This window comes from Intrasporangium sp., assembly GCF_030452765.1.
GTDB lineage: Bacteria > Actinomycetota > Actinomycetes > Actinomycetales > Dermatophilaceae > Intrasporangium_A.
In genome coordinates this window covers 1-21,283 of sequence record NZ_JAKDLO010000039.1, presented here as the reverse complement: position 1 = coordinate 21,283, position 21,283 = coordinate 1, and the positions used below count along the sequence as shown (strand labels likewise).

Genomic DNA, 21,283 nt, shown 5'->3' with positions numbered 1-21,283 from the left:
TGTCTGTATTCGGACGGAATGGGAAGTGTGGCCGATCGGCTCGAGTCGCTGCCGGCCCGCGGTGGAGCGACGGGCTAGGCTCGACGCGTACGTGCACCCCGAGAGACTCCAACAAGGAGTCGGCACCCAGGAGAGCTCTGTGGCCAGCATTGAGGAGATTGGCGCCCGCGAGATCCTCGACTCACGCGGCAACCCGACGGTCGAGGTCGAGATCCGGCTCGACGACGGCACGTTCGCCCGGGCCGCCGTGCCCTCCGGCGCGTCCACGGGGGCGTTCGAGGCGTCCGAGCGCCGCGACGGGGACTCGGACCGCTATCTCGGCAAGGGGGTCGAGCAGGCCGTCGACGCGGTGATCGAGGAGCTCAACCCGGCCCTCGTCGGGTTCGACGCGAGCGAACAGCGGCTCATCGACGGGGAGATGATCGCCCTCGACGGGTCTGCCAACAAGTCCAGCATCGGGGCAAACGCCATCCTCGGCGTGTCCCTCGCCGTCGCCCACGCTGCCGCCGAGTCGGCCGGGCTGCCGCTCTTCCGCTATGTCGGCGGCCCCAATGCGCACGTGCTGCCCGTGCCGATGCTGAACATCCTCAACGGAGGATCTCACGCCGACACGAACGTCGACATCCAGGAGTTCATGATCGCGCCGATCGGCGCGCCGAGCTTCCGTGAGGCGCTGCGCTGGGGGACCGAGGTCTACCACGCGCTGAAGAAGGTGCTCCACGATCGGGGTCTCGCGACCGGCCTCGGCGACGAGGGCGGCTTCGCGCCTAACCTCGAGTCCAACCGAGAGGCACTCGACGTCATCATCGAGGCGATCAAGGCCGCCGGCTACGCCCCGGGCACGGACATCGCGCTCGCCCTCGACGTCGCCGCCTCCGAGTTCCACCAGGACGGCGGCTACCGTTTCGAGGGGGCCAGCAAGTCGGCCGCCGAGATGGCCGACTACTACACCGAGCTCGTCGACGCCTACCCGCTCGTCTCGATCGAGGACCCCCTCGACGAGGAGGACTGGGACGGCTGGCACACGATCACCGAGAAGCTCGGGGAACGGGTCCAGCTCGTCGGTGACGACCTCTTCGTCACCAACCCGGAGCGGTTGGGACGCGGCATCCAGGGCGGCATCGCCAACGCGCTGCTCGTCAAGGTCAACCAGATCGGTACCCTGACCGAGACGCTCGACGCCGTCACCATGGCGCAGACCAACAAGTACCGCTGCATGATGAGCCACCGCTCGGGCGAGACCGAGGACACGACGATCGCCGATCTGGCCGTCGCGACGAACTGTGGCCAGATCAAGACCGGTGCCCCCGCGCGGTCCGAGCGGGTCGCGAAGTACAACCAGCTCCTGCGGATCGAGGAGGAGCTCGACGACGCGGCGCTCTACGCCGGAGCCGGGGCCTTCCCACGCTTCGACCGTTCCCGCTACGCCACGCAGGCCTGAGCGGCACGATGGCCGACCGCACGCCGGCTCGCCCGGGACGGAACCCCGCGGGCGCCGCCCCCCGCCCACCGGGCCGGCGGGGGGCCCCCCGCCCCGGGGGGCGGGGGGGCCGGGCGAGCCGCCCCCGAGGTGGAGGTGAGCGCCCCGCCAGCGCCGCGCGAACGCGGAGCGTGCAACCACCCTCGCCCCCGCCGTCCACGACGTGGGTGCGGGGCGCGATCCTCGTCGGCATCGTCGTCATGCTCGCCGTCACGCTCGTGCCGACGCTCCGCTCGGTCCTGCAGCAGCAGGACGAGGTGGCCGCCCTACGCGACACGGTCACGCAGCAGCACGTCGACGTGGCCGACCTCGAACGGCAGGCGGCCCTCTGGCAGGACCCGGCCTACATCGAGCAGCAGGCCCGCGAGCGGCTCAAGTTCGTCAAGGTGGGCGAGAAGTCCTACACGGTGATCGGCCTGCCTTCGGACGAGTCGGCCCAGGCCGATCACCTGCCGATCGTCGCCGCGCCGCTGGCCAACGAGTCGTCCCCGTGGTACGGCAAGCTCTGGCAGTCCATCCAGATCGCGGACCGGCCCGCGGCCGGCGCGACGGGCCGCATCGCCCGCGACGCGACGACCAGCGACCGGCCCGGCGCACCATGACCGCCGACACGCCAGACGGTCAGGTCAGCGACCCAGACCTCGCGGCCGTGCGGCGACAGCTCGGCCGACCGCCCCGGGGTGTTGTCGCGATCGCGCACCGGTGTTGCTGTGGTGAGCCCGACGTCGTGCGCACCGAGCCGCGCCTGCCCGACGGCACCCCCTTCCCCACGACCTTCTACGCCACGTGCCCGCGCCTTACCGGGGCGGTCAGCACCCTTGAGACGAGCGGCCTGATGCGGGAGATGAGCGAGCGGATCGACGGCGACGCGACGCTGCGAGCAGCATACGAGCACGCCCACGAGCGCTACCTGGCCAGCCGCGCGGAGCTGGGCCACATCCCCGAGATCGAGGGGGTCTCGGCCGGTGGCATGCCGACGCGCGTCAAGTGCCTCCACGTCCTCGTCGCGCACTCGCTCGCCGCCGGGCGGGGCGTCAACCCGCTCGGGGACGAGGCACTCGAGATGCTCGGCGACTGGTGGTCGCCGACGTCGTGCGCGCAGCAGCACGCCGCGCAGGACGCGCAGGCCCGACATGGCTGACACCACGCGCGTCGGCGCGATCGACTGCGGCACCAACTCGATCCGGCTCCTCGTCGCCGACCTCGACCCTGTTGCGGGGACACTCGAGGACGTCGTGCGCCGCATGGAGATCGTGCGGCTCGGGCAGGGGATCGACCGGACCGGCATGATCGCCGCGGAGTCGATGACGCGCACGCTCGCCATGACGAAGGAGTATGCCGCCCAGTGCCGTTCGCTCGGGGCAACGCGCGTCCGCTTCGTAGCGACGTCGGCGTCGCGCGACGCCCGCAACGCCGCCGAGTTCGTCGACGGCGTGCGGGCCGCGTTCCTCGAGCAGTGGGGTGATCCGGTGGATCCCGAGGTCGTCTCGGGCGACGAGGAGGCCCGTCTGTCGTTCACCGGTGCGACCGGAGACCTGGTCGCGACAGGAGTCGAAGGCCCCTACCTCGTCGTCGACCTTGGCGGCGGGTCGACCGAGTTCGTCCGCGGGACCGCCTCGGTCGAGGCGGAGCGGTCCGTCGACATCGGCTGCGTGCGGATGACCGAGCGCCACCTCGTCAGCGACCCGCCCACGCCCGGCGAGATCGCCGCCGCGAGCCGCGACATCGACGCGGCCATCGACGAAGCGGCTGAGGTCGTCCCGTTCGGAGGCGTCCGAGCCCTCGTCGGTCTGGCCGGCACCGTGACCACGATCGCCGCCCACCGGCTCCGGCTGCGCACCTACGACCCCACGGCCATCCACCTGTCCCGGGCGCCGGTGAGCGAGGCGTTGGCTGCCTCGGACGACCTGCTCCACCTGATCCGGACCGAGCGCGCCGCGCTGCCCTACATGCACCCCGGGCGGGTCGACGTCATCGGCGCCGGCGCGCTCATCTGGAGCCGCGTCATCGAGCGAGTCGCCGCGGTGGCGGGCATCCGGACCGTGATCGCCTCGGAGCACGACATCCTCGACGGCATCGCCCGCTCGCTGGCCGAGTGAGCTGGTCGTCATGGCACGGGGGACTGCGAGCGTCGTATGGCGCGCACTGCTGTGGGTTCTCGCCGGTGGGGCACTGCTCGGGACGGGGCTGCTCACCGTGCCACGGCTCACCGACCCAGGAAGCGCGCGCGGCCTCGAGCTCGTCGCGTTCACGCCGTTCGGACTTGCGCCGGCGGTGGCCCTCCTCGTGATCGCCATCGCCCTTGCGGTGGCCCACCGCGGTGGTCCCCGTCTGCTCGGCGCCGTCCTCGCATCGGTTGGGCTGGTCGCGACCGCGCTGCACCTCATGTGGCTGGCCCCCCTGTTCGTCGGGGCGCAGCCGGCCGCGCGCGGCGAGCCCCTCGTCGTGATGACTCAGAACTTTGAGTATGGCGACGTATTGGCCCTCGCGCGCGAAGTTCGGGATCGACAGGTCGACGTCCTCGTGCTGTGCGACATGGGGACCAAGCAGTGGACCGGCGTACAGGAATCATCGATCCCGAACGATCTGCCATACGTCGCCGACCGCGAAGGTGGGGCTGTCGCGTTCAGCCGCTACCCGCTGGCGGAGGATGAGCCGATTACGCTGCACGGCGGGGGTAGTCGATCGGTGCACATTACGACGAGCCCGCTTGGCCACGTGACCCTCTACGCGTTGCATCCCGCGCAGCCCTACCGGCCTGGAGAGTGGCAGGAGGACGGAGCGCGCGTGGTCGGTGCGGTCGGGGCCGGTCTCTCCGGCGACCCGGATCCGACCATCGTGGCCGGCGACCTCAACGCGACCCTCGACCACTGGCCGTTGCGGGCGCTCGCATCGATCGGCTTCACCGATGCGGTCGTCGCGGTGAACGGTGGGTTCCAGCCGACGTTCCCGGTGGGGGGGCGGGAGCAGCGCTTCGGGATCACCGTGCCGCCAGTCTTCCAGATCGACCACGTGTTCGTGTCACGCCAGCTCGTCGTGAGCGAGGTCGCGCGGGTGGCGACGCCGGGCGCCGACCACCTCGGCGTCCTGGCGACCATCCGACGCGCGGCGAGCTGAAAGTTGCTGCACGGGTCGGCCTCGGAAGCCGCGCATCATGTCAATCCCGTCACCCCGGGGCGCAGGTCACCCCTGGTTCGACTCCAGCTTGGCCTCGACGAACGCGGCGAGGGTGCCGACCGTCTCGAAGAGATCACCGGTGAACTCGTCATCCTCGATGTAGAAGCCGAAGCGCTCCTCGAGAGAGGTGGCCATCTCGACGACCGCGAGCGAGTCGAGCTCGGGCATACTCCCGAAGAGGGGTGTCGACTCGGTCAACGTGTCGGCGCGGTCCTGGATCCCGAGTGTCTCGACGATGGTCGTGATCACGCCATCGAGGGTGGAGCTGCGTGTCTGCATGATGTCCTTTCGCTCAGACCAGTATCTCAGGGGGCATGGGATGCCCGAGGAAGGCCGTGGGGCTTGCCGTCAGACCGTACGCCCCGGCCTGGAAGACCACCACCAGATCGCCGATGTCAGCCTCGGGCAGCGGCACCTGGTCCCCCAACAGGTCCAGTGGCGTGCACAGGCAGCCGACGACATTGACCTTCGTCAGCGCGGTCTGCTCCATCCGATTGCCCACGGCGACCGGGTAGTTGCGGCGGATCGCCTGTCCGAGGTTGCCCGACGCAGCGAGCTGGTGGTGCATGCCACCGTCGACGACGAGGTAGACCTGCCCACGGGACTCCTTGCGGTCCACGACCCGGGTCACGTAGATGCCGGACTCGCCGACGATGTAGCGCCCGAGCTCGATCACGGTGCGCGCTTCGGGCAGGTTCGGCCGGATCTCGTCCTCCAGCAGCGAGGCCAGGTTGGCTCCCACGGCCTCGAGGTCGAGAGGGGTGTCCCGCTCGAAGTACGGGATCCCGAACCCTCCACCGAGATTGAGGTACCGCACGGGCCAGGGGGATGCCTTGGCCAGACCGAGCATGAGCTCCACCGTCCTGCGCTGGGCCTCACAGATGATCTCGGCGCGCAGGTTCTGCGAGCCGGCGAAGATATGGAAGCCCTGGAAGTCGATGTCCGTTGATGCGAGGGACTCCAGCAGAGCAGGAACCGCTTCCGCGTCGACGCCGAACTGTTGGGATCCTCCCCCCATCCGCATGCCGGACCCCTTGATGGCGAAGTCGGGGTTCACCCGCACCGCCAGCCTGGGGCGCAGGCCGAGATCCTCGCCCGTCGCCACGACCCGGCCCGCTTCGGTCGACGACTCCACCTCGATGACCACGCCGGAGGCGACGGCCTGACGGATCTCGGCGATGGTCTTGCCCGGACCGGCGAAGCTGATCCGCTCGGGTTGCATCCCGGTGTCCAGTGCGGTTCGCAGCTCCAGGGCAGAGGCGACATCGATGGAGTCCACGAGTCGGGCGATGTGTTGGGCGACGGCAGGCATCGGGTTGGCCTTCATCGCGTAGCTCAGCTCGATGTCGGGCGGCAGGGTCGCGCGGAGCAGGGCGATCCTGCGCTCCAGCAGGGCCCGGTCGTATGCGAAGAACGGCGTGGACCCGACGCGTTGGGCAAGACGCTCGAGCGGGATGCCCCCGACCGCGAGCTGTCCGTCAACCGTGCCGAAGGTGGCGATGGCATCGTGTGCCGTCACGGTGTCACGACCTCCTCCGTCGTCATGGCCACGGCCTGCTCGTGCAGGAGTGGACGGTCGAACTTGCCGTTCGGCGACGCCGGCAGGTTGTCGCGAACGACCACTGCGGAGGGCACCATGTAGAGCGGCATCTGCTGGCGCATCAGCCCGAGCAGGGCAGCGACCTCGAGGTCCGGGCCGTTCAGCCCGGTCGCGAACAGCACGATCCGGTGACCCAGGGTCTCGTCGGGGACGCCAACGGCGACAGCGTCACGGACCAGCCCCGTGTCGTAGGCGATCTCCTCGACCTCTGTGGGGCTGACCCGGTAGCCCGAGGTCTTGATCATCTCGTCCTTGCGGCCGACGAAGTAGAGGAAACCCTCGTCGTCGGCGACGACGGTATCGCCCGACCACACCGCGATCTCGGGGACCCGCCAAGCGGACTCGCTGCCGGGCACGGCGCGGAACCGCTCGGCGGTGCGCTCGGGATTGTTCCAGTAGCCCATGGCAACCAGCCCACCCCGATGGATGAGCTCCCCCTCCTCGCCCGCGTCACACGGGGAGCCGTCCGGGCGGACGACGAGGATCTCGGCGTTGGGGATCGCCTTGCCGATGGAGTCGGGCCTGCGATCAACCTCCGAGGGGTCCAGGTAGGTCGACCGGAATGCTTCGGTGAGGCCGTACATGAGGAACGGCTTCGCGTCGGGGAAGTGGGCTCTGAGTCGGTCCAACGTCGTCTTCGGCATCCGCCCGCCCGTGTTGGCGAAGTAGCGAAGTCGAGTGGTGGCCTCACCTCGCCAGTCCAGGTCGGCCAGCTGGATCCACAATGGCGGCACGCAGGTCAGGCCGGTCACCCCGTGCCGCACGCAGAGCCGGGCGACATCCCAGGGCAGCAGGTAGTTCATCAGGACGACGTGGGCGCCGGCGGAGAACCCGGTCGTCAGCTGGCTGAAGCCGGCGTCGAAGCTCAGGGGAAGCACCGAGAGGATCACGTCCTCGGACGTGTTGCCCAAGTACTCGCTCACGCTCTCCGCACCGACGAGGAGGTTGCGGTGGCTGAGCACGACGCCCTTTGGCTTGCCCGTGCTCCCCGACGTGTAGAGGATTGCGGCCATGTCCTGGTCGACGGGGCGACCGGGAGTGTTCGCGGTGGGTTGGCTGCCGTGATCCGTGAACAGGTCCGACCACAGGTGCACGTGGTACGAGCCACCGTCGGTCTGTGGCCGGGCTATGGCTTGGTCCCGCCCGGTTGCCGACGGCACCACGACGACGTGCTCCAGTGCCGGACACTTCGTCAGCTCCTCCCGGAGCAGGGTGAGCCGCTCGGCCGAGGTCACCAGGACCCGCACCCCACAGTCGGCCAGTATGTAGGCCACCTGCGCGGGCCGCAGGAGCGGATTGACGGGTACGAATGCCCCCCGGGCGGCTGACGTCCCGAAGATCGCCGCGACTGTCTCGAGCCGCTTGTCGAGGAAGACTGCGACGCGATCCTCGCGGGCCAGACCGAGTGTGTGCAAGCCCGACGCGACTTGGTCGATCGACGTTTGGAGACGACCGTAGCTCCACGTCTCGTCCTTGTAGGTGAGCGCAGGCGCCTGCGCATGCGTCGCCGCTCGCTCCGTCACGAGATGGTGCAGGCTCGTCCTCATCATCCATTCCCTCCTGCCACTGCTCCCCCGAGTGGCGCTGCTTGACCACATGGCTCTGTCTCGCCATATGGGCACTTCTTCGTCAGGTCGTGCTGTCCTCGTCAGGTGGTTGTCTCACCAGGCGACGCTCGTCAGCTCGCTGTAGAGGTAGTCCACCTGGCCCGCCACGATACGGTCGCTCTTGAACATCTTCGGCCGAGGGTTGCGCAGCATGAGCGACGCGCGAGGGCGCGGGCCGACCACCCTCAGCTCTGCCAGGGTGGCCAGCACGCCGTGCCGCACCAGCAGGTGCCGCGAGATCTGGCGGGTGGCGTCGTGGAAGAGGTCCGGGTTGCTGACGTAGAGGATCGAGCCGAAGATCGGCAGCCGCTTGCGGCGGTCGCGGCGCAGGATGACATAGCACGACTGGCCCCCGTCGGTCACCAGGAGGTGCCGGGCTGCGGCTGCGTCCTCGTGGTCGTCGAAGATCTGCAGGTCGCGACCGGACAGGGTTGCCCGGATCGTGGCAGGGTCCGAGGTGATCCTGACCCCGCGGCCCGGCGTCGGCCACGGCAGGTTCGGCACGACGGCCGTGGTCGTGTCGAGCAGGGTGAAGCGCAGGCGCTTGTTGAGTGGCACGACGTTGCCGCTCGGAGACAGGTCGGTGAACGTGTATCCCCGTTGCGCCAGCATGGCCCTGATGAGCCGCAGACCGTGAGACCGGTAGTCCTCCAGGACGCACCAGGCACCGAGGTTGCAGAAGCGTTCCACGTGACCGTCGATCTCCCGCTCGGAGTAGAACGCCAGATAGGCCCCGACGACGTCCTCGCCACTGTGCAGCAGGAAGCCGTGGTTGGGGGCATCGTCCACCCAGTGCTGCGTCATCGCTGCGGCCCATGCGGTCGCGGACACACGGCTGTTCAGGTGGTCGCTCAGGAAGGCGGCCACCCGCTCGACGTCGGTGGAGTTGATCGGGCCGAGTTCCACCGGTCGATCAACCGGTGGTTGAACGGGCATGACGTCACGGTACGTCACGTCACCCGTCGAGGTCCGGGGTTCTCCAAACCTGCCTCGTGATGGGTTCCGTTCACCTACCGTTGCATTGGGCCTCTCACCGTTGCGGCCCAGTTCCCTGCGATCGAGGTGTCGGCCTGTGCTGTGTCCTGCCCATCCACCCTGTGGTGTGTCATGACAAGCGTCGTCATCGCCGCCCACGACGAGGCCAGCGTGATCGGTCGTTGCCTCGACGCGCTGCTGTCCGATGCGCAGCCGGACGAGCTCGACATCACCGTCGTCCCGAACGGCTGTAGCGACGCAACAGCGGCCATTGCGTCATCCCGTCCGGTCCGGGTCGTCGATATCGATCAGGCCAACAAGCCGGCCGCGCTCAACGCCGGGGACGAGGTCGCGGTGGGGTTTCCCCGCCTCTACCTCGACGCCGACATGATGGTGACCGCAGACGATGTCCGCCTGCTCGTCGAAGCGCTGTCCCCGAGCGAGCAACCGGTCGGTGACGCCCCTCGGGCCCGTCTGGCAGCCGCGCCGCGCCGAGCGCTTGATCTGACCGGGCGTCCATGGCCGGTGCGGGCCTACTTCGCGGTCAGCGGCCGGCTACCCGCGTTCGACCACGCCCTGTTCGGACGCGGGGCGATCGTCCTGTCCGAACGGGCGCGGCAACGGTTCGACCGCTTCCCGGACATGGTTGCTGACGACCTGTTCCTCGACTCGCTGTTCTCGGATCGGGAGAAGGTCGTGGTCGAGGCCGTCGTCACCACGGTCGCGACACCGTTTCGCACGCGTGACCTTGTCAATCGCCTCGTGCGGGTGCGGCGTGGCAACGCAGCCATGCGCCGCGCCGGTGACGGACGGCGGTTCGAGGTGCAGGTGCGCCCGTCGGATCGGACTTCCTGGCTGCGGGACGTCGTGCTGCCCGACCCTCGACTTGCTCCAGCGGGCGCTGTCTACGCGGTCATCACCCTGCTCGCTGCGCTCCTCGCCCGCCGGTCGCCGCAGGACGACATGACCTGGCACCGGGACGAGTCCACCCGCGCCGACGTGCCGCCTCCTTCCGAGCCGAGGTCGACCCGATGACCCGGGCCGCCCTGGTCAACATCTGCTTCCACGGCATCGGTGCTCCGCGCCGCCCGCTCGAGCCGGGGGAGGACCAGTACTGGATCTCGGCGGGTCTCTACGAACAGATCCTCGACGAGGTTGCCGGGCGGACCGACGTGAGGATCAGCTTCGACGACGGCAACAGCTCTGATGTCGACATCGCCTTGCCCGGCCTGTCACGCCGGGGGATGACGGCCACCTTCTTCGCCCTGGCCGGCCGACTGGACGCCGCGGGCAGCCTCTCGTCGGACGACGTGCGTCGCCTGCGTGACCACGGCATGACGATCGGGACACACGGGCTGGATCACCGATCTTGGCGCAGGATGGACGTCGCGACGCGTCATCGTGAGCTCGTCGAGGCCCGAGAATGCCTCGAGGACGTCTTGGGGGTTGCTGTGGAAGAGGCAGCGCTGCCGATGGGCCAGTACGACCGAACGGTGCTGCACTCCCTCAAGGAGCTTCGCTACCGGGCCGTGCACACGAGCGACCGCCGTCCGGCGCGAGCCGGGTCGTGGATCCAGCCTCGATACAGCATCCGCCGGGGTGACACCGTCGAGTCGGTTCGCACGACCGTGCTCCGTCCGCCCGGCTCGTTGGAGCGGCTCAAGCGCGAGGCTGTCGGCGTGGCCAAGCGCCTGCGGTGAGCTGAGCCCGAGCCCTGTCACACGGTGGCCGACCTGGCCCGTCAGGCGGGGTCGCTGTCAGAGCCAGTGGGGACCCGGGACATCGCGAAAACGTCTGGGGTTGGTCAGGGCGCGCACGGTGGGGTGGCTGCCCCGGTCGCCGATCGCTGCCCGGCTCGCCTCACGAAGCAGGATCGAGAACCAGTAGGCGCCGCCGCGAACCCTGCCGTTTCGGCGCCGAAAGAGGCGCACCCGGTTGACCGCCATCATGGCGCGCAGCCCTGGCGATGCGCCGGATCCGCCCTCGAGATGCACGGCCCGTGCCGTTGGGACGTAGCGGGTCGAGAAGCCCGCGTCACGGGCGCGCAGGTCGAAGTCGGTCTCCTCCGAGTAGAGGAAGAACGACTCGTCCCACGGCCCACACGCAGCCCAGCAGTCCGCGCTGACGAGCTGGGTCGAGCCCTCGGCCCAGTCTGTGACGGTCTCGACCTCGTATTCGTGCGGACTGGTGACGACCTCGCCGAGCGTCGGATACCGCCCGACTCGGCTGGCCCCGAGCACGGCGTCGGCGAAGGCGCGCCTCAGGGTCGGCTCTCGCCGCATGGACAGGATGAGCTCGCCCTCGGCATCCACGAGCCGTGGCACCGCGATGCCGATGCCCGGCTCCCGGACGGCTCGGAGCAGCTCTGCCACGCATCCGGGGGTGAGGCGCACGTCGGGGTTGAGGATCAGGACCGCCGCATGGGGTGGTGCCGATGCGACACCGACGTTGATCCCGGCGGCGTAGCCGGCGTTGCGTCCCGTCTCGACGACGGTCGCCTCGGGGGACAGTTCCCGCAGCAGAGCCGGTCCACCGTCCGTGGACGCGTTGTCCACGGCGATCAGATGCCAGGCCAGTCCTGCCATACCTTCCCCGAGCGACCGGACCAGCCCAGGGATGAGCGACGCGCTATTGTACAGGACGACGACGACGGCCACCTGCCCGAGCGGCGTCACACCGGCACCCACTGTGTCCGAGACGGTTTGTTCTCTGGTGGGTTGCCCACTCATCTGGGAGATCCCATTGGTCTGCCTGGCCGATCCGTCCGGTTCGGCTGATCCGCCGTTGTGCGTCGGATCGCCGTCGCCTCAGCCCGAACCCTGTCGCGGGAGAGACGCCAGAGGGCTCCGGACATGCCGACGAGCAGGAAGTACGCCCCGGCAGACTGCGGGAACCCGAAGGTGTCGAAGAAGGCCAGTCCAGCTGCTCCGGCGGCAACGCCAGCCGTGAGCGCCCGCGCCACGTCCGCCTCGAACTCATTGGTAGCCAAGCGTGCGGCCCTGTGCGCGAGGATCAGAGCGGCGACTATGAGCACCAGCAACCCGCCGAGACCGAGCACTCCGCCTTCGATCAACAGGCCGAGATACCCGTTGTCGAGGATCCAATACTTCGGCAGGAAGGTGCCGAAGCCTCGTCCCAGGATCGGGCTACGGCTGATGAACTCGCTTGCGAGGTCGTAGCTTCCGGTGCGTGACGCGACACTGGGGTCGTCCTCGATGCCGGTGAAGAGGTCCGTGATGGTGGTGAGCACACCCGGTGCGGTGAGAAACAGGATCGCGACCATGCCTGCAGCCATGAGCAAGGCCTTCAGCTTGGCCATGAGTGGCCAGGACAGCACCATCACGACGACAGCGACTGCCCCACAGATCAACGCCGACCTGGAGATGACCACCATGACGACTATCCCAATCGCGCCGAGCAGCAACCGGAACAGCCACCGTCGGGTCGGCGAGGATCGAGCAAAGGCCATCGCCAAGGGAAGCACGCAGGTGAGCACCATACCGTACTCGATGGGATGAGTAGCGGTGCCGCTCGGGCGCACCAGACCGTTCCGCCTGGCAATCGTCCACTCGGAGGCACTGGTGAGCCCTGGTATCCTGATCTCGTCGACCCAAAGACGTCGCGTCACGAGCTGGAAGAGCCCAAGGAGCGCGACAATGCCAGCGCCGAGGACAATCCGCCGAGCAAGGGTGTGGTGACGCTCCAGGGACGGGATCCCGTCGTTGGCGACCAACACCAAGCCACACAACCCGACGAGGCGGAGAACTCCACTGTCCGCAGGACTGATCTCGTCCGAGACCATCGGCCCTGCCATCGCATGAGCATAGACGATAAGCATGACGAGCAGCCATGCGAGTACCGCTGCGCGGACGGGTTGTCGGCCAGTGGAGAGTGGTTCATCACGGTGAATGTGGAACCACAGCCACCAGCAGAAAGCCCCGAGGGCAAGGATCATTGCCGGGGCGCCCGCCGAGCCGAGCGCGGGGACAACCATCGGGGCAGGGATCGCCAGCAGAAGACACAGGTAAGTCGTCAGGATGCTGACAGCGTCCGGCCCGTGGCTGGGACCGACGTATGAGGTCATGTCGTCAGCATCGGCTCGTGCTTGTCCAGTGCGGCGGGTCGTTCGCCCTCTACCGGCGCAGCCTCGGACGAACGTGATGACGCGCCGCTGGCGCCTTGCTGTATTCCCGTTGGTGCCCCCGGTGGCCGTGCCGGCGTTCCTGTTGCCGATGGCGGGGCCGGCCGCCGTTTCACCACCGGCAGGTCAGGGTCGGGTTCAGGTGACGGTGCATCCGACCGTGGATCGGGCTGGGTTGGTTTCGGCCGGGCAAGAGCGCCGGGCGTGCGGTCCCGCTTCGACCGCCTCCGACTCCCGTGTCTGGCGCCAGACGCCCCGGTAGCCGAACGGGCAGCGAGCAGGCCGTCAATCAGGCCCACGAGGAAGAGCATGAGAGCCACGCTGACCGCGCCCGCGAGGATACCGGTCCTCAGTTGGCTGCTGCGCACGATCTCGGGCCTACTGTCAGCGGTGAGCTTAATGGCCGTGATGTAAGCGGACTGCTCGATGTCGAGCCCGGACTGGAGCGCTTTGAGGGTGCCCGGGATCATGGTCATCATCGTCTGAAGGCCGTCGAGTGCCGCAGTTGGCGTGGGTGCCTTGACGTCGATGACGATCAGTGGTCCGCTCGTCGTGTAGTCAGGTGCGAGTGCGTAGGAAGCAGTAGGCGCCTTCTCGGCGAACTGCTCGAGTGCGTTCTGCGCGTTGAGCGCACGGATGAGAACATCCCGAGCCTGGGTCAGTCCGCCCAGATTGAGGTATGGGTTGCCTTGGGTTTCAAGCTGAGTCTGGCTCTTCGTGGTCTCGGTGGGCGGAAAAAGAAGCATGGCTCCCTCTGCCTTGTAGCTCGGCCCCATCTCGACGACCACGAGCGCTGTGAGGGCAACCGCGATCACCACCCCAGCGATGGTGAGGTACCAGCGCCGCACCAGTGCAGCCCAGAACGGATTGAGCTCCATCGAGCCTGCCTTCCCCTTGGCATCGTCCCCGGCCCCTCCGACCGAGTCACACCTCGATCGTGCCACAGCGATCCGGACAGATCTCGGGTTTCCGGCATCCTCCGATGGCGCTCGTGTCAGCATGAAGGTGGCGGTGAAGCTCCGCCGACCACGACGAGACGACGGATACATGACATCGCGCGATCTGCTTCTGGTGGTCCTCCGCCGTTGGTACCTCATGCTGCTCGGCGCTCTGCTGACGGTGGCGGCACTCTACGTGGCGACCCACCAGTCAGGTGTTTATTTTATCCGGTATACCTTTACGCTGCTGGCGCCTCGAAATGAGTTCTATCAGAACCAGATCCAGGACCCGCATGTCGGGATGGGGGCCATGGCGGGCCTCATCGTGACCGAGTACAACGCGGGCAGGCGGGAACCCCTGCTGGCCTCCGCGGACACGACGCTCTACGGGGAAGGGCTCAGGCGGGGCAGCAGAGTTCGTGTGCCCAACTACGGGAGCCAGTGGCAGCCGCTCCTCACGACACCCGACATCGACGTCCAGGTCGTGGGACCGACACAAGACGAGGTCCGAAGCGAGGCGCAGCGGATCAAGGCGCGTCTGGCTGGGATTCTCGAGCAGCGCCAGGACGACTTGGGGATCGCGCAGACAATGCAGATGACCTCGCTGGCGTCGCCCGCTAGCCCTGTCGTCGCCTACGTCGGCGGCAGTCGCGGACGCGTTGCCGTCGGGGTGGGCGCAGTGGGGGCGACGCTGACGACGATCCTGGTCGTCCAGTTCGACCGGTGGCGAGAGCGCCGCTGGGAGGGTCGACCGAGGCGTCGACGTCGCCGCCGTCGCCGCAAGGCAACCGACGTGGCGGCCGGGCAGGACCGGGTGCCGGTCTTGGCTGACCGAACGGGGTGATCCTCGGACAAGTCCGGCGGTCTCGTGCGATTCTCAAGGCGTGCCTACGATCAACCACGTCATCCTGACCCGGTTCAACCTGCCGTCCTTGGGGCTGGAGAGTCATGTCCGGGCGCGCGAGGGCTGGCTCCGCGGGCGGGTCGACCTCTTCGAGCGTTACTGCGCGCCGTCGGTCGCCAACCAGACGCGGCCCGACCTGGACTGGCTGGTGTACTTCGACCCGGAGAGTCCGGACTGGCTGGTGGAGCGGATGCGTCCCTTCGTCGAGCGAGGCCTGTTTCGCCCCGTCTACCGCGCTGCCGTCAGCACAGCGGAGCTCGTCTCCGACCTCCGAGAGACGGTCGAGCACAAGGGTGACATCCTGATCACGACCAACCTCGACAACGACGACGGTCTCGCCGCTGACTTCTCCGAACGGATCAGGGCCGTCGCAACAGACGCCCCCCGCGCCGCGCTGTACGTCACGACGGGTCTCATCAAGAGCGAGGCCGGCGTCTACCTCCGGACCGACCGGCGCAACGCCTTCGTATCCGTTCGGGAGTCGTGGGAGAGCCCCGTCGGAGCCTGGTCCGAGTACCACAACGAGTATCACCGCATCATGCCGACCGTCGAGGTCGACGGCCCGCCCGGTTGGCTCCAGGTCGTGCACGGCAGCAACGTCAGCAACCGGGTGCGTGGTCGGCTCGTGGCGCCCGGGGCATATCGCTCCTTGTTCGACGGACTGCTCGACGACGCCGAACAGCCAAGCCTCTTGGCCCTGGGCCAGGATCGGCTGCTGCGGCAGCCTGCTCGTGCGGCCCGCGACGGGTTCCGTGCGGGCGCGCGCCGCCTGGGCCTGCGACTGCTCGGCAAGGACGGGTACTCACAGGCCAAGCTCAGGCTCGCGTCGCTCGCACCATCTCGCCATCCGAGCGTGGTTGTCCAGACGCACGTCGTCATCATCGTCCAGAACCTTCCCGTTCCGCTCGACCGACGGGTCTGGCTCGAGTGCCAGGCCCTCACGGACCGCGGCTACGAGGTCAGCGTCATCTGCCCGAAGGGGCCGGGCGACCCCAACTACGAGGTCATCGACGGCGTGCACATCTACAAGTACCGGCCCGCTCCGCAGGCGCAAGGCCTGCCGGGGTATGCCGTCGAGTTCGGCTACTCGTGGCTGCAGACGGCGCGCCTCTCGCTCAAGGTATGGCGTCGCAGGCCGTTCCAGGTGATGCAGGCCTGCAACCCACCGGACACGTACTGGGCGCTGGCCAGGCTGTGGCGCGCCCGTGGGGTCCGCTTCGTCTTCGACCACCACGACCTCAACCCGGAGCTGTTCCTGTCCCGCTTCGGTCAGCCGAAAAGTGGGGCGCAGCGCCTGCAGTACCGCGGCCTGCTCTGGCTCGAGCGGATGACGTTCCGCACCGCCGACCGGGTCACCTCGACGAACGAGTCCTACAAGTCCGTCGCGGTGCGCAGGGGCGACCGGCGCCCCGAGGACGTGACCGTGGTGCGCAGCTGCCCCGACACCCGCACCATGCGGCCCATCTACTCCGACCTGGCCAGCCAGAAGCCGGCCCGCTTCGTGCTCGCCTACCTCGGCATCATGGGACCACAGGACGGTGTCGAGACCGTCCTCGACGTCATGGAGGAGCTGGTCCACAAGCGCGGCCGCGAGGACGTGCACGCGTGGCTGCTCGGCTTCGGTGACTGTTACGAGGACCTGCGGCGCCGGTGCACCGAGCTCGACCTCGACCAGGTCGTCACGTTCACCGGCCGGGCCGACAAGGGCATGATCGCCGACTACCTCAGTGTCGCGGACGTCGGGGTCGGCCCCGACCTCAAGACGCCGCTGAACGACCTGTCGACGATGAACAAGACGATGGAGTACATGGCCTACTGCCTGCCCTGCGTCTCGTTCGACCTGCTCGAGACCCGGGTGACCGGCGGCGACTCCGTGCTCTACGCCGAGACCGGCGACGTGCCCGGCTTCGCGGACCAGGTCGAGCGGCTCCTCGACGACCCCGACCTGCGTCTGCGGCTCGGGCTGCAGGGTCGCCGTCGGGTGGCCACCGAGCTCGACTGGTCCGCCCAGGCCCGCGGCTACGTCTCGGTGTTCGACGAGCTGACCGGGACGCAGCGGCCTGCCGCGGCACCGGACGGGGGGACGCCCGACGAGCTCGACCCCCGTGGCAAGCGATACCTCGACCTCACGGACGAGGCCGAGCTGAGCCGCTTCATCGTCGAGCGGTCCAGCCTTCCGGCGCCGGTAGCGGCAGACGCATCCAACGCGTAGCTGCGGGCGGGGAGCGGCCTTCGACCCCGCCGCCGTACCCCCGGAGGGACTCGAACCCTCACTCGAGCGATTTTAAGTCGCCTGCCTCTGCCGGTTGGGCTACGGGGGCGTGCCGTCCAAGTATGCCGAGCCCTCGGGAACACCGGGTGTCCGCTCGAACGTTTAGGCTGGTGACAGTCGCCACGACGGGTGGCCCCTAAGTGTCGGGGAGGCACGCAGCACATGGCAGGTGGAAACCCGGTCTTCGACCGGCTCAACAAGCAGATCGAAAAGGAGCGGTACGCCGGTTTCGACGCCCCGCCCCCACAGGGGTCGCCCTACCAGGGCACCCAGGCGGCGAGCGCCGGATACGCCGCCCAGCAGACCATGTCGGCCGACCAGCTCAACGACCTGTACGCGCGTCAGAGCGCCGGCCCGGTCGACACCGGGCGGGTCACGCTCGACGACGTCGTCATGAAGAGCCTCGGCCTGTTCGTCCTGCTCGTCGCCGCGGGCGGGGTCACGTGGTTCATGGTCGACCAGACGCCGTCGCTTGCCAGCCCGCTGTGGCTCGGCGGCATGATCGTCGGGCTGATCATCGGCTTCGCCATCGCGTTCATGAAGCGCGTGGTCGTGCCGCTCATCGTCCTCTACGCCCTCGTCGAGGGCGTCTTCCTCGGCGCGTTCAGCTACACGATCAACTCGATCGAGAAATACCAGGGCGTCATCGCCCTGGCCGTGCTCGCGACCCTGTGCACCTTCGCCGCGATGTACGCCGGCTACGCGATGGGCATCATCAAGGTCACCAGCCGGACCCGCCGCATGTTCATGATCGCCGCCGGCGGCTACATGATCTTCCTGCTGCTCCAGTTCGTCCTGCAGATGTTCGGCGTGCTCGGCGGCTGGGGCTTGGGCGGCAGCGGCTGGCTCGGCATCGGCATCTCGTTGCTCGGCACCGGCCTCGCGGCCTACTCGCTGGCCATCGACTTCGACTCGATCGACCAGGCCGTCAAGTCGGGCGCCCCGCGCAAGTTCTCCTGGCTGCTGGCGCACGGCCTCATCGTCTCGGTCGTCTGGCTCTACATCGAGTTCGTCCGGCTCTTCGCCCGCCTGCGCGATTGAGCTCACCCGTCCCGCGCGAGGTCGCGGACGAGCTGACACGCGTGGTCGAGCGGTGGCACCAGCTACCGCTCGACCACGCGCTTTCCCGTATGCCGCTCGTCGCCGACCTCGTGCAACGGCTCGCCGACGACGTGGCGGACTCCCGGAGCCGAGCCGCCATGCCGGTGCCCGACCTCGGGCCCGCGGTCCTGATGGACCAGCTCACCGTCCTGGTCCACGACCACAGCGCCGCCTTCCCACCTGCGTCTCGGAACGGCCATGCCACTCGAACCGCTCTCGCGACTCGGCCCGGGACGCCCGTCACTGACCTCGCGAGCGAGCTGAGCGACATACGGAAGGGCTTGGCGCTGGGCATCTGAGGATCCGACCTGAAGCCTGTCTCACGCGACGTGTCACTCTGTGTGTATGGCTGACACGATCACATTCCGGCCCGACGAGGATGCGGCTCGAGCCCTGGCGGCGCTGACCCACGATGGCACACCAGTCTCGGTGGCCGTGCGGGCGGCCCTGATCGGCGCGGCTCGCGAGCGTGCTCGAAGGGTGCTTCGCGCCGAAGCCGAAGCGCTGGCCCCGACGAACAGGACCGAGCCGAGGCGGCACAGGTGCTGCGGGACATGGAGAGCCTACGTGCCTGGTGAGGTCAATCGGCCCCGTTCCCGTTGGCAGCCCAAACGCACCGGGTTGTCGGCAAACGGCAACCCACCGGTCAGAAACCCGGTGCGTTGTCGATAACCCGGTGTGATCCCTCGAGTCGGCGCCTCAGGAGAGCCGCTCGAAGATGACCGCCATCCCCTGGCCGCCGCCGACGCACATCGTCTCGAGGCCGAGTTGCTGGTCCCGCTCGCGCAGCGCGTTGATGATCGTGCCGGTGATCCGGGCCCCGGTTGCGCCGAACGGGTGCCCGATCGCGATGGCGCCGCCGTTGACGTTGAGCTTGTCGTGGTCCATCCCGAGCGCGTCGGCCGAGGCGAGGACCTGCGCGGCGAAGGCCTCGTTGATCTCGTAGAGGTCCAGGTCGCCGATCGTCATGCCGGCCCGCTTCAGGGCCAGACGGCTCGCCTCGATCGGGCCGAGGCCCATGATCTCGGGTGAGAGCCCGGTGGCGGCGGTCGCCACGACCCGGGCGAGCGGGGTCAGGCCGAGCTCCGTGGCCTTCGTGTCGCTCATCACGACGAGGGCGGCGGCGCCGTCGTTGAGCGGGCAGCAGTTGCCCGCGGTCACAGTGCCGTTCTCGCGGAAGGCCGGGTTCAGCGCGTGGACCGCCTCGAGCGTGACGCCCGGACGCGGTCCGTCGTCCTTGGCCACGACGGTGCCGTCCGGGGTCGTGATCGGGGTGATCTCCCAGTCGAAGAAGCCGCGGCCGATGGCGGCCTCACACCGGTTCTGCGAGGTCACGCCCCACTCGTCCTGCCGTTCCCGGCCGATCCCGTAGGCGGTGGCGACGTTCTCGGCCGTCTGCCCCATCGCGATGTAGATGTCGGGCAGCGCGTCGTTCTCGCGCGGGTCGGTCCACGTCTCGTTGGTCTGCGCCATCTTCGCGGTGCGCTCCTGCGCGTCGGCGAACCGCGGGTTCTGCACGTCGCCCTTGGCCCCGCCGGCTCCCGCCCAGTCGATGTACTGCGAGACGCACTCGACGCCGGCCGACACGAAGATGTCGCCCTCGCCGGCCTTGATCGCGTGGAAGGCCATCCGCGTCGTCTGCGCCGAGCTCGCGCAGAAGCGGTTGATCGTCGCGCCGGGCGTGTGGTCGAGGCCGAGCAGCGTCGCGACGACCTTGGCCATGTTCGAGCCGTGCCGACCCGAGGGCTCCGCGCAGCCGAGGTAGAGGTCCTCGACGAGGGTCTTGTCGAGCGCGGGCACCTTGTCGAGGGCGGCCTGGATGACGGTCGAGGCGAGGTCGTCGGGGCGGACCTCCTTCAGGCTGCCCTTGAAGGCCCTCCCGAACGGCGAACGGGCGGTGGAGACGATGACGGCTTCGGGCACGGGTCCTCCTCGGTGAGCTGGGTAAGCGGGCGCTCACCCGCCTCGATCGTATGCCGCCCACCTCCCCTCACGGTAGGGCTGGGTCCGCCCGCCCACTGTGTGGAACGATCAGGGGCTTCTGCTGAACGATCGGGGGCTGCTACTGGTCGTAGACGTGGCTGCGGTGGCCGAGTTGCATCTCGGGCGCGCCGGCCACTGATTCGGGCCACAAACCCGGCGTCCGGCTACCCTTGCCCGAAACGTCGCGCCGAGTCCTGCGCGCACCTGGGCCCGATAGGGCACCGTGGAACAGGGGAAGCATGAACAGCACGATCCGCCGCACGGTCGCACTCGTCGGCGCGTTGGCCATCACCGGGGCCGCCGCCGCGTGCTCGGCGTCCGACGCGGCGACGACGCGGGCCAAGCCGTCGGCGACCTCCAGCCCCAGCCCGGCGCCCACCACGGTCGGCACCCCTGGAGCGGCCGAGATCCTCCGCGAGGTCAAGGCGCACGTCGTGGCTGCCACCTCGGCCGCCTTCGAGGGCGAGCTGCAGCAGGGGGGCGGCACGATCAGGATCTCCCTCAAGGGCACGGTCGACGGCAAGACCTCCGACGTCCACCTCGAGTCCCCCAGCCTCGGCAAAGTCCACATCATCGTCATCGGCAAGGACGCGTACGTACAGGCTGACGAGGCGTTCTGGAAGAAGCAGGCCACCCCGGAGACAGGCAAGCGAGCTGGTGGGAAGTTCGTCAAGACGCAGGTGGGTGACAGCGCCCTCACGAAGGACCTCACTCTGGGGTCCTTCTTGAGGAAGATCCTCGGTTCCCTCGGGGCGGGTGGGCTGGACGGCAGGGTCCGCTCCGAGACCGTCGACGGCGTCGACTGCTGGATGCTGACCGACAAGGCGGGCAAGCTCAACGGCGCGCTCTACGCCGCGAAGGACTCGATGCAGCTGGTCCGCTTCACCGGCTCGACGGAGAGCCCGAGCCAGCTGACGTTCTCGCAGTGGAACCACGACCTCGCGATCACGGCGCCACCCGCCGACCAGGTCGTCCAGCCCTCGCCCGGCCCAACAGAGCAGCCCCAGCCGACCAGCCCATCTGAGCAGCCCAGCTGACCGGATCAGCTGGCCGGATCAGCTGGCCGGGCGCCCACCGAGGGCTGCCGGGTCTGAGACCGGTCCGG

General features: G+C 68.8%; 20 protein-coding genes and 1 tRNA gene. 12 read left to right on the top strand and 9 right to left on the bottom strand.

What is annotated here, in order from left to right:
• Positions 1-139: 139 nt before the first annotated feature.
• The 5 genes from eno to L0H79_RS07110 all read left to right on the top strand — a co-directional run bounded on the left by eno (position 140) and on the right by L0H79_RS07110 (position 4,597).
• Positions 140-1,441, top strand: a complete 1,302-nt coding sequence (gene eno / locus L0H79_RS07130) for a phosphopyruvate hydratase (protein ID WP_301483893.1) — start codon at positions 140-142, stop codon at positions 1,439-1,441.
• A gap of 170 nt (positions 1,442-1,611) precedes the next feature.
• The gene (locus tag L0H79_RS07125) at positions 1,612-2,082 is read left to right on the top strand and encodes a septum formation initiator family protein (protein ID WP_301483892.1); all 471 of its coding nucleotides are present in this window, start codon (positions 1,612-1,614) and stop codon (positions 2,080-2,082) included.
• Positions 2,079-2,621, top strand: a complete 543-nt coding sequence (locus L0H79_RS07120; protein WP_301483891.1) for a DUF501 domain-containing protein — start codon at positions 2,079-2,081, stop codon at positions 2,619-2,621. The genes L0H79_RS07125 and L0H79_RS07120 overlap by 4 nt, the downstream gene beginning before the upstream one ends.
• A complete protein-coding gene (locus L0H79_RS07115) occupies positions 2,614-3,579 on the top strand; it encodes a Ppx/GppA phosphatase family protein (protein WP_301483890.1) in 966 nt (321 codons plus the stop codon). The genes L0H79_RS07120 and L0H79_RS07115 overlap by 8 nt, the downstream gene beginning before the upstream one ends.
• Positions 3,580-3,589: 10 nt before the next feature.
• Positions 3,590-4,597, top strand: a complete 1,008-nt coding sequence (locus L0H79_RS07110; RefSeq protein WP_301483889.1) for an endonuclease/exonuclease/phosphatase family protein — start codon at positions 3,590-3,592, stop codon at positions 4,595-4,597.
• A 66-nt stretch (positions 4,598-4,663) separates the two neighbouring features.
• Here L0H79_RS07110 and L0H79_RS07105 read toward each other — a convergent pair whose 3' ends face one another.
• The 4 genes from L0H79_RS07105 to L0H79_RS07090 form a co-directional block, all read right to left on the bottom strand.
• Positions 4,664-4,906 carry an acyl carrier protein gene (locus tag L0H79_RS07105; RefSeq protein WP_301483888.1) on the bottom strand — a complete coding sequence of 81 codons (243 nt, stop codon included), beginning with the start codon at positions 4,904-4,906 and terminating at the stop codon, positions 4,664-4,666.
• 43 nt (positions 4,907-4,949) lie between these two features.
• Positions 4,950-6,176 carry a pyridoxal-dependent decarboxylase, exosortase A system-associated gene (locus tag L0H79_RS07100; protein WP_301483887.1) on the bottom strand — a complete coding sequence of 409 codons (1,227 nt, stop codon included), beginning with the start codon at positions 6,174-6,176 and terminating at the stop codon, positions 4,950-4,952.
• Entirely contained in the window at positions 6,173-7,807 is a 1,635-nt protein-coding gene (locus L0H79_RS07095) for an acyl-CoA ligase (AMP-forming), exosortase A system-associated (RefSeq protein WP_301483886.1), read from the bottom strand. Before L0H79_RS07095 ends, L0H79_RS07100 begins: the two co-directional genes overlap by 4 nt.
• 111 nt (positions 7,808-7,918) lie before the next feature.
• Positions 7,919-8,800, bottom strand: coding sequence for a hypothetical protein (locus L0H79_RS07090; protein WP_301483885.1), 882 nt, complete (start codon positions 8,798-8,800; stop codon positions 7,919-7,921).
• 171 nt (positions 8,801-8,971) lie between these two features.
• Here L0H79_RS07090 and L0H79_RS07085 point away from each other — a divergent pair, with 171 nt between their 5' ends.
• Positions 8,972-9,874, top strand: coding sequence for a glycosyltransferase family 2 protein (locus L0H79_RS07085; protein ID WP_301483884.1), 903 nt, complete (start codon positions 8,972-8,974; stop codon positions 9,872-9,874).
• Positions 9,871-10,539, top strand: coding sequence for a polysaccharide deacetylase family protein (locus L0H79_RS07080; RefSeq protein ID WP_301483883.1), 669 nt, complete (start codon positions 9,871-9,873; stop codon positions 10,537-10,539). Before L0H79_RS07085 ends, L0H79_RS07080 begins: the two co-directional genes overlap by 4 nt.
• Positions 10,540-10,596: 57 nt before the next feature.
• On the opposite strand, the gene L0H79_RS07075 is transcribed toward L0H79_RS07080, so the two are convergent.
• The 3 genes from L0H79_RS07075 to L0H79_RS07065 are packed head-to-tail and all read right to left on the bottom strand — an operon-like array spanning position 10,597 to position 13,858.
• Positions 10,597-11,568 (bottom strand): glycosyltransferase family 2 protein, encoded by a 972-nt coding sequence (locus L0H79_RS07075; protein ID WP_301483882.1) that lies wholly within the window; start codon positions 11,566-11,568, stop codon positions 10,597-10,599.
• Entirely contained in the window at positions 11,565-12,923 is a 1,359-nt protein-coding gene (locus L0H79_RS07070; RefSeq protein ID WP_301483881.1) for an O-antigen ligase, read from the bottom strand. Before L0H79_RS07070 ends, L0H79_RS07075 begins: the two co-directional genes overlap by 4 nt.
• On the bottom strand, positions 12,920-13,858 hold the full coding sequence (locus L0H79_RS07065; RefSeq protein WP_301483880.1) for a hypothetical protein: 939 nt from the start codon (positions 13,856-13,858) through the stop codon (positions 12,920-12,922). Before L0H79_RS07065 ends, L0H79_RS07070 begins: the two co-directional genes overlap by 4 nt.
• Before the next feature lie 169 nt (positions 13,859-14,027).
• On the opposite strand from L0H79_RS07065, the gene L0H79_RS07060 reads away from it, so the two are divergent.
• Complete coding sequence (locus L0H79_RS07060) at positions 14,028-14,762, top strand: hypothetical protein (protein ID WP_301483879.1); 735 nt, start codon at positions 14,028-14,030, stop codon at positions 14,760-14,762.
• Positions 14,763-14,802: 40 nt separating this feature from the next.
• Entirely contained in the window at positions 14,803-17,034 is a 2,232-nt protein-coding gene (locus L0H79_RS07055) for a glycosyltransferase (RefSeq protein WP_301483878.1), read from the top strand.
• A gap of 35 nt (positions 17,035-17,069) precedes the next feature.
• Here L0H79_RS07055 and L0H79_RS07050 read toward each other — a convergent pair.
• Positions 17,070-17,143: transfer RNA gene (locus L0H79_RS07050), tRNA-Leu, on the bottom strand.
• 113 nt (positions 17,144-17,256) lie between these two features.
• On the opposite strand from L0H79_RS07050, the gene L0H79_RS07045 reads away from it, so the two are divergent.
• Together L0H79_RS07045 and L0H79_RS07040 are read left to right on the top strand one after the other, a co-directional pair.
• Positions 17,257-18,135 carry a Bax inhibitor-1/YccA family protein gene (locus L0H79_RS07045; protein WP_301483877.1) on the top strand — a complete coding sequence of 293 codons (879 nt, stop codon included), beginning with the start codon at positions 17,257-17,259 and terminating at the stop codon, positions 18,133-18,135.
• On the top strand, positions 18,132-18,494 hold the full coding sequence (locus L0H79_RS07040) for a hypothetical protein (protein ID WP_301483876.1): 363 nt from the start codon (positions 18,132-18,134) through the stop codon (positions 18,492-18,494). Before L0H79_RS07045 ends, L0H79_RS07040 begins: the two co-directional genes overlap by 4 nt.
• Positions 18,495-18,894: 400 nt before the next feature.
• Here the strand turns inward: L0H79_RS07040 and L0H79_RS07035 are convergent, their stop codons facing one another.
• The gene (locus tag L0H79_RS07035; RefSeq protein WP_301483875.1) at positions 18,895-20,118 is read right to left on the bottom strand and encodes an acetyl-CoA C-acetyltransferase; all 1,224 of its coding nucleotides are present in this window, start codon (positions 20,116-20,118) and stop codon (positions 18,895-18,897) included.
• A gap of 299 nt (positions 20,119-20,417) precedes the next feature.
• On the opposite strand from L0H79_RS07035, the gene L0H79_RS07030 reads away from it, so the two are divergent.
• Positions 20,418-21,215: a hypothetical protein gene (locus L0H79_RS07030; protein ID WP_301483874.1), complete on the top strand. Its 798-nt coding sequence runs from the start codon at positions 20,418-20,420 to the stop codon at positions 21,213-21,215.
• Positions 21,216-21,283 lie beyond the last annotated feature (68 nt).

What these genes read in the sequence shown, in the direction of transcription:
- L0H79_RS07070 (WP_301483881.1), bottom strand. Translation starts at nt 12,923, where the DNA reads ATGACCTCATACGTCGGTCCCAGCCACGGGCCGGACGCTGTCAGCATC.
- L0H79_RS07120 (WP_301483891.1), top strand. Translation starts at nt 2,079, where the DNA reads ATGACCGCCGACACGCCAGACGGTCAGGTCAGCGACCCAGACCTCGCG.
- L0H79_RS07110 (WP_301483889.1), top strand. Translation starts at nt 3,590, where the DNA reads ATGGCACGGGGGACTGCGAGCGTCGTATGGCGCGCACTGCTGTGGGTT.
- L0H79_RS07090 (WP_301483885.1), bottom strand. Translation starts at nt 8,800, where the DNA reads ATGCCCGTTCAACCACCGGTTGATCGACCGGTGGAACTCGGCCCGATC.
- L0H79_RS07085 (WP_301483884.1), top strand. Translation starts at nt 8,972, where the DNA reads ATGACAAGCGTCGTCATCGCCGCCCACGACGAGGCCAGCGTGATCGGT.
- L0H79_RS07095 (WP_301483886.1), bottom strand. Translation starts at nt 7,807, where the DNA reads ATGATGAGGACGAGCCTGCACCATCTCGTGACGGAGCGAGCGGCGACG.
- L0H79_RS07075 (WP_301483882.1), bottom strand. Translation starts at nt 11,568, where the DNA reads ATGAGTGGGCAACCCACCAGAGAACAAACCGTCTCGGACACAGTGGGT.
- L0H79_RS07060 (WP_301483879.1), top strand. Translation starts at nt 14,028, where the DNA reads ATGACATCGCGCGATCTGCTTCTGGTGGTCCTCCGCCGTTGGTACCTC.
- L0H79_RS07045 (WP_301483877.1), top strand. Translation starts at nt 17,257, where the DNA reads ATGGCAGGTGGAAACCCGGTCTTCGACCGGCTCAACAAGCAGATCGAA.
- L0H79_RS07065 (WP_301483880.1), bottom strand. Translation starts at nt 13,858, where the DNA reads ATGGAGCTCAATCCGTTCTGGGCTGCACTGGTGCGGCGCTGGTACCTC.
- L0H79_RS07030 (WP_301483874.1), top strand. Translation starts at nt 20,418, where the DNA reads ATGAACAGCACGATCCGCCGCACGGTCGCACTCGTCGGCGCGTTGGCC.
- L0H79_RS07080 (WP_301483883.1), top strand. Translation starts at nt 9,871, where the DNA reads ATGACCCGGGCCGCCCTGGTCAACATCTGCTTCCACGGCATCGGTGCT.
- L0H79_RS07115 (WP_301483890.1), top strand. Translation starts at nt 2,614, where the DNA reads ATGGCTGACACCACGCGCGTCGGCGCGATCGACTGCGGCACCAACTCG.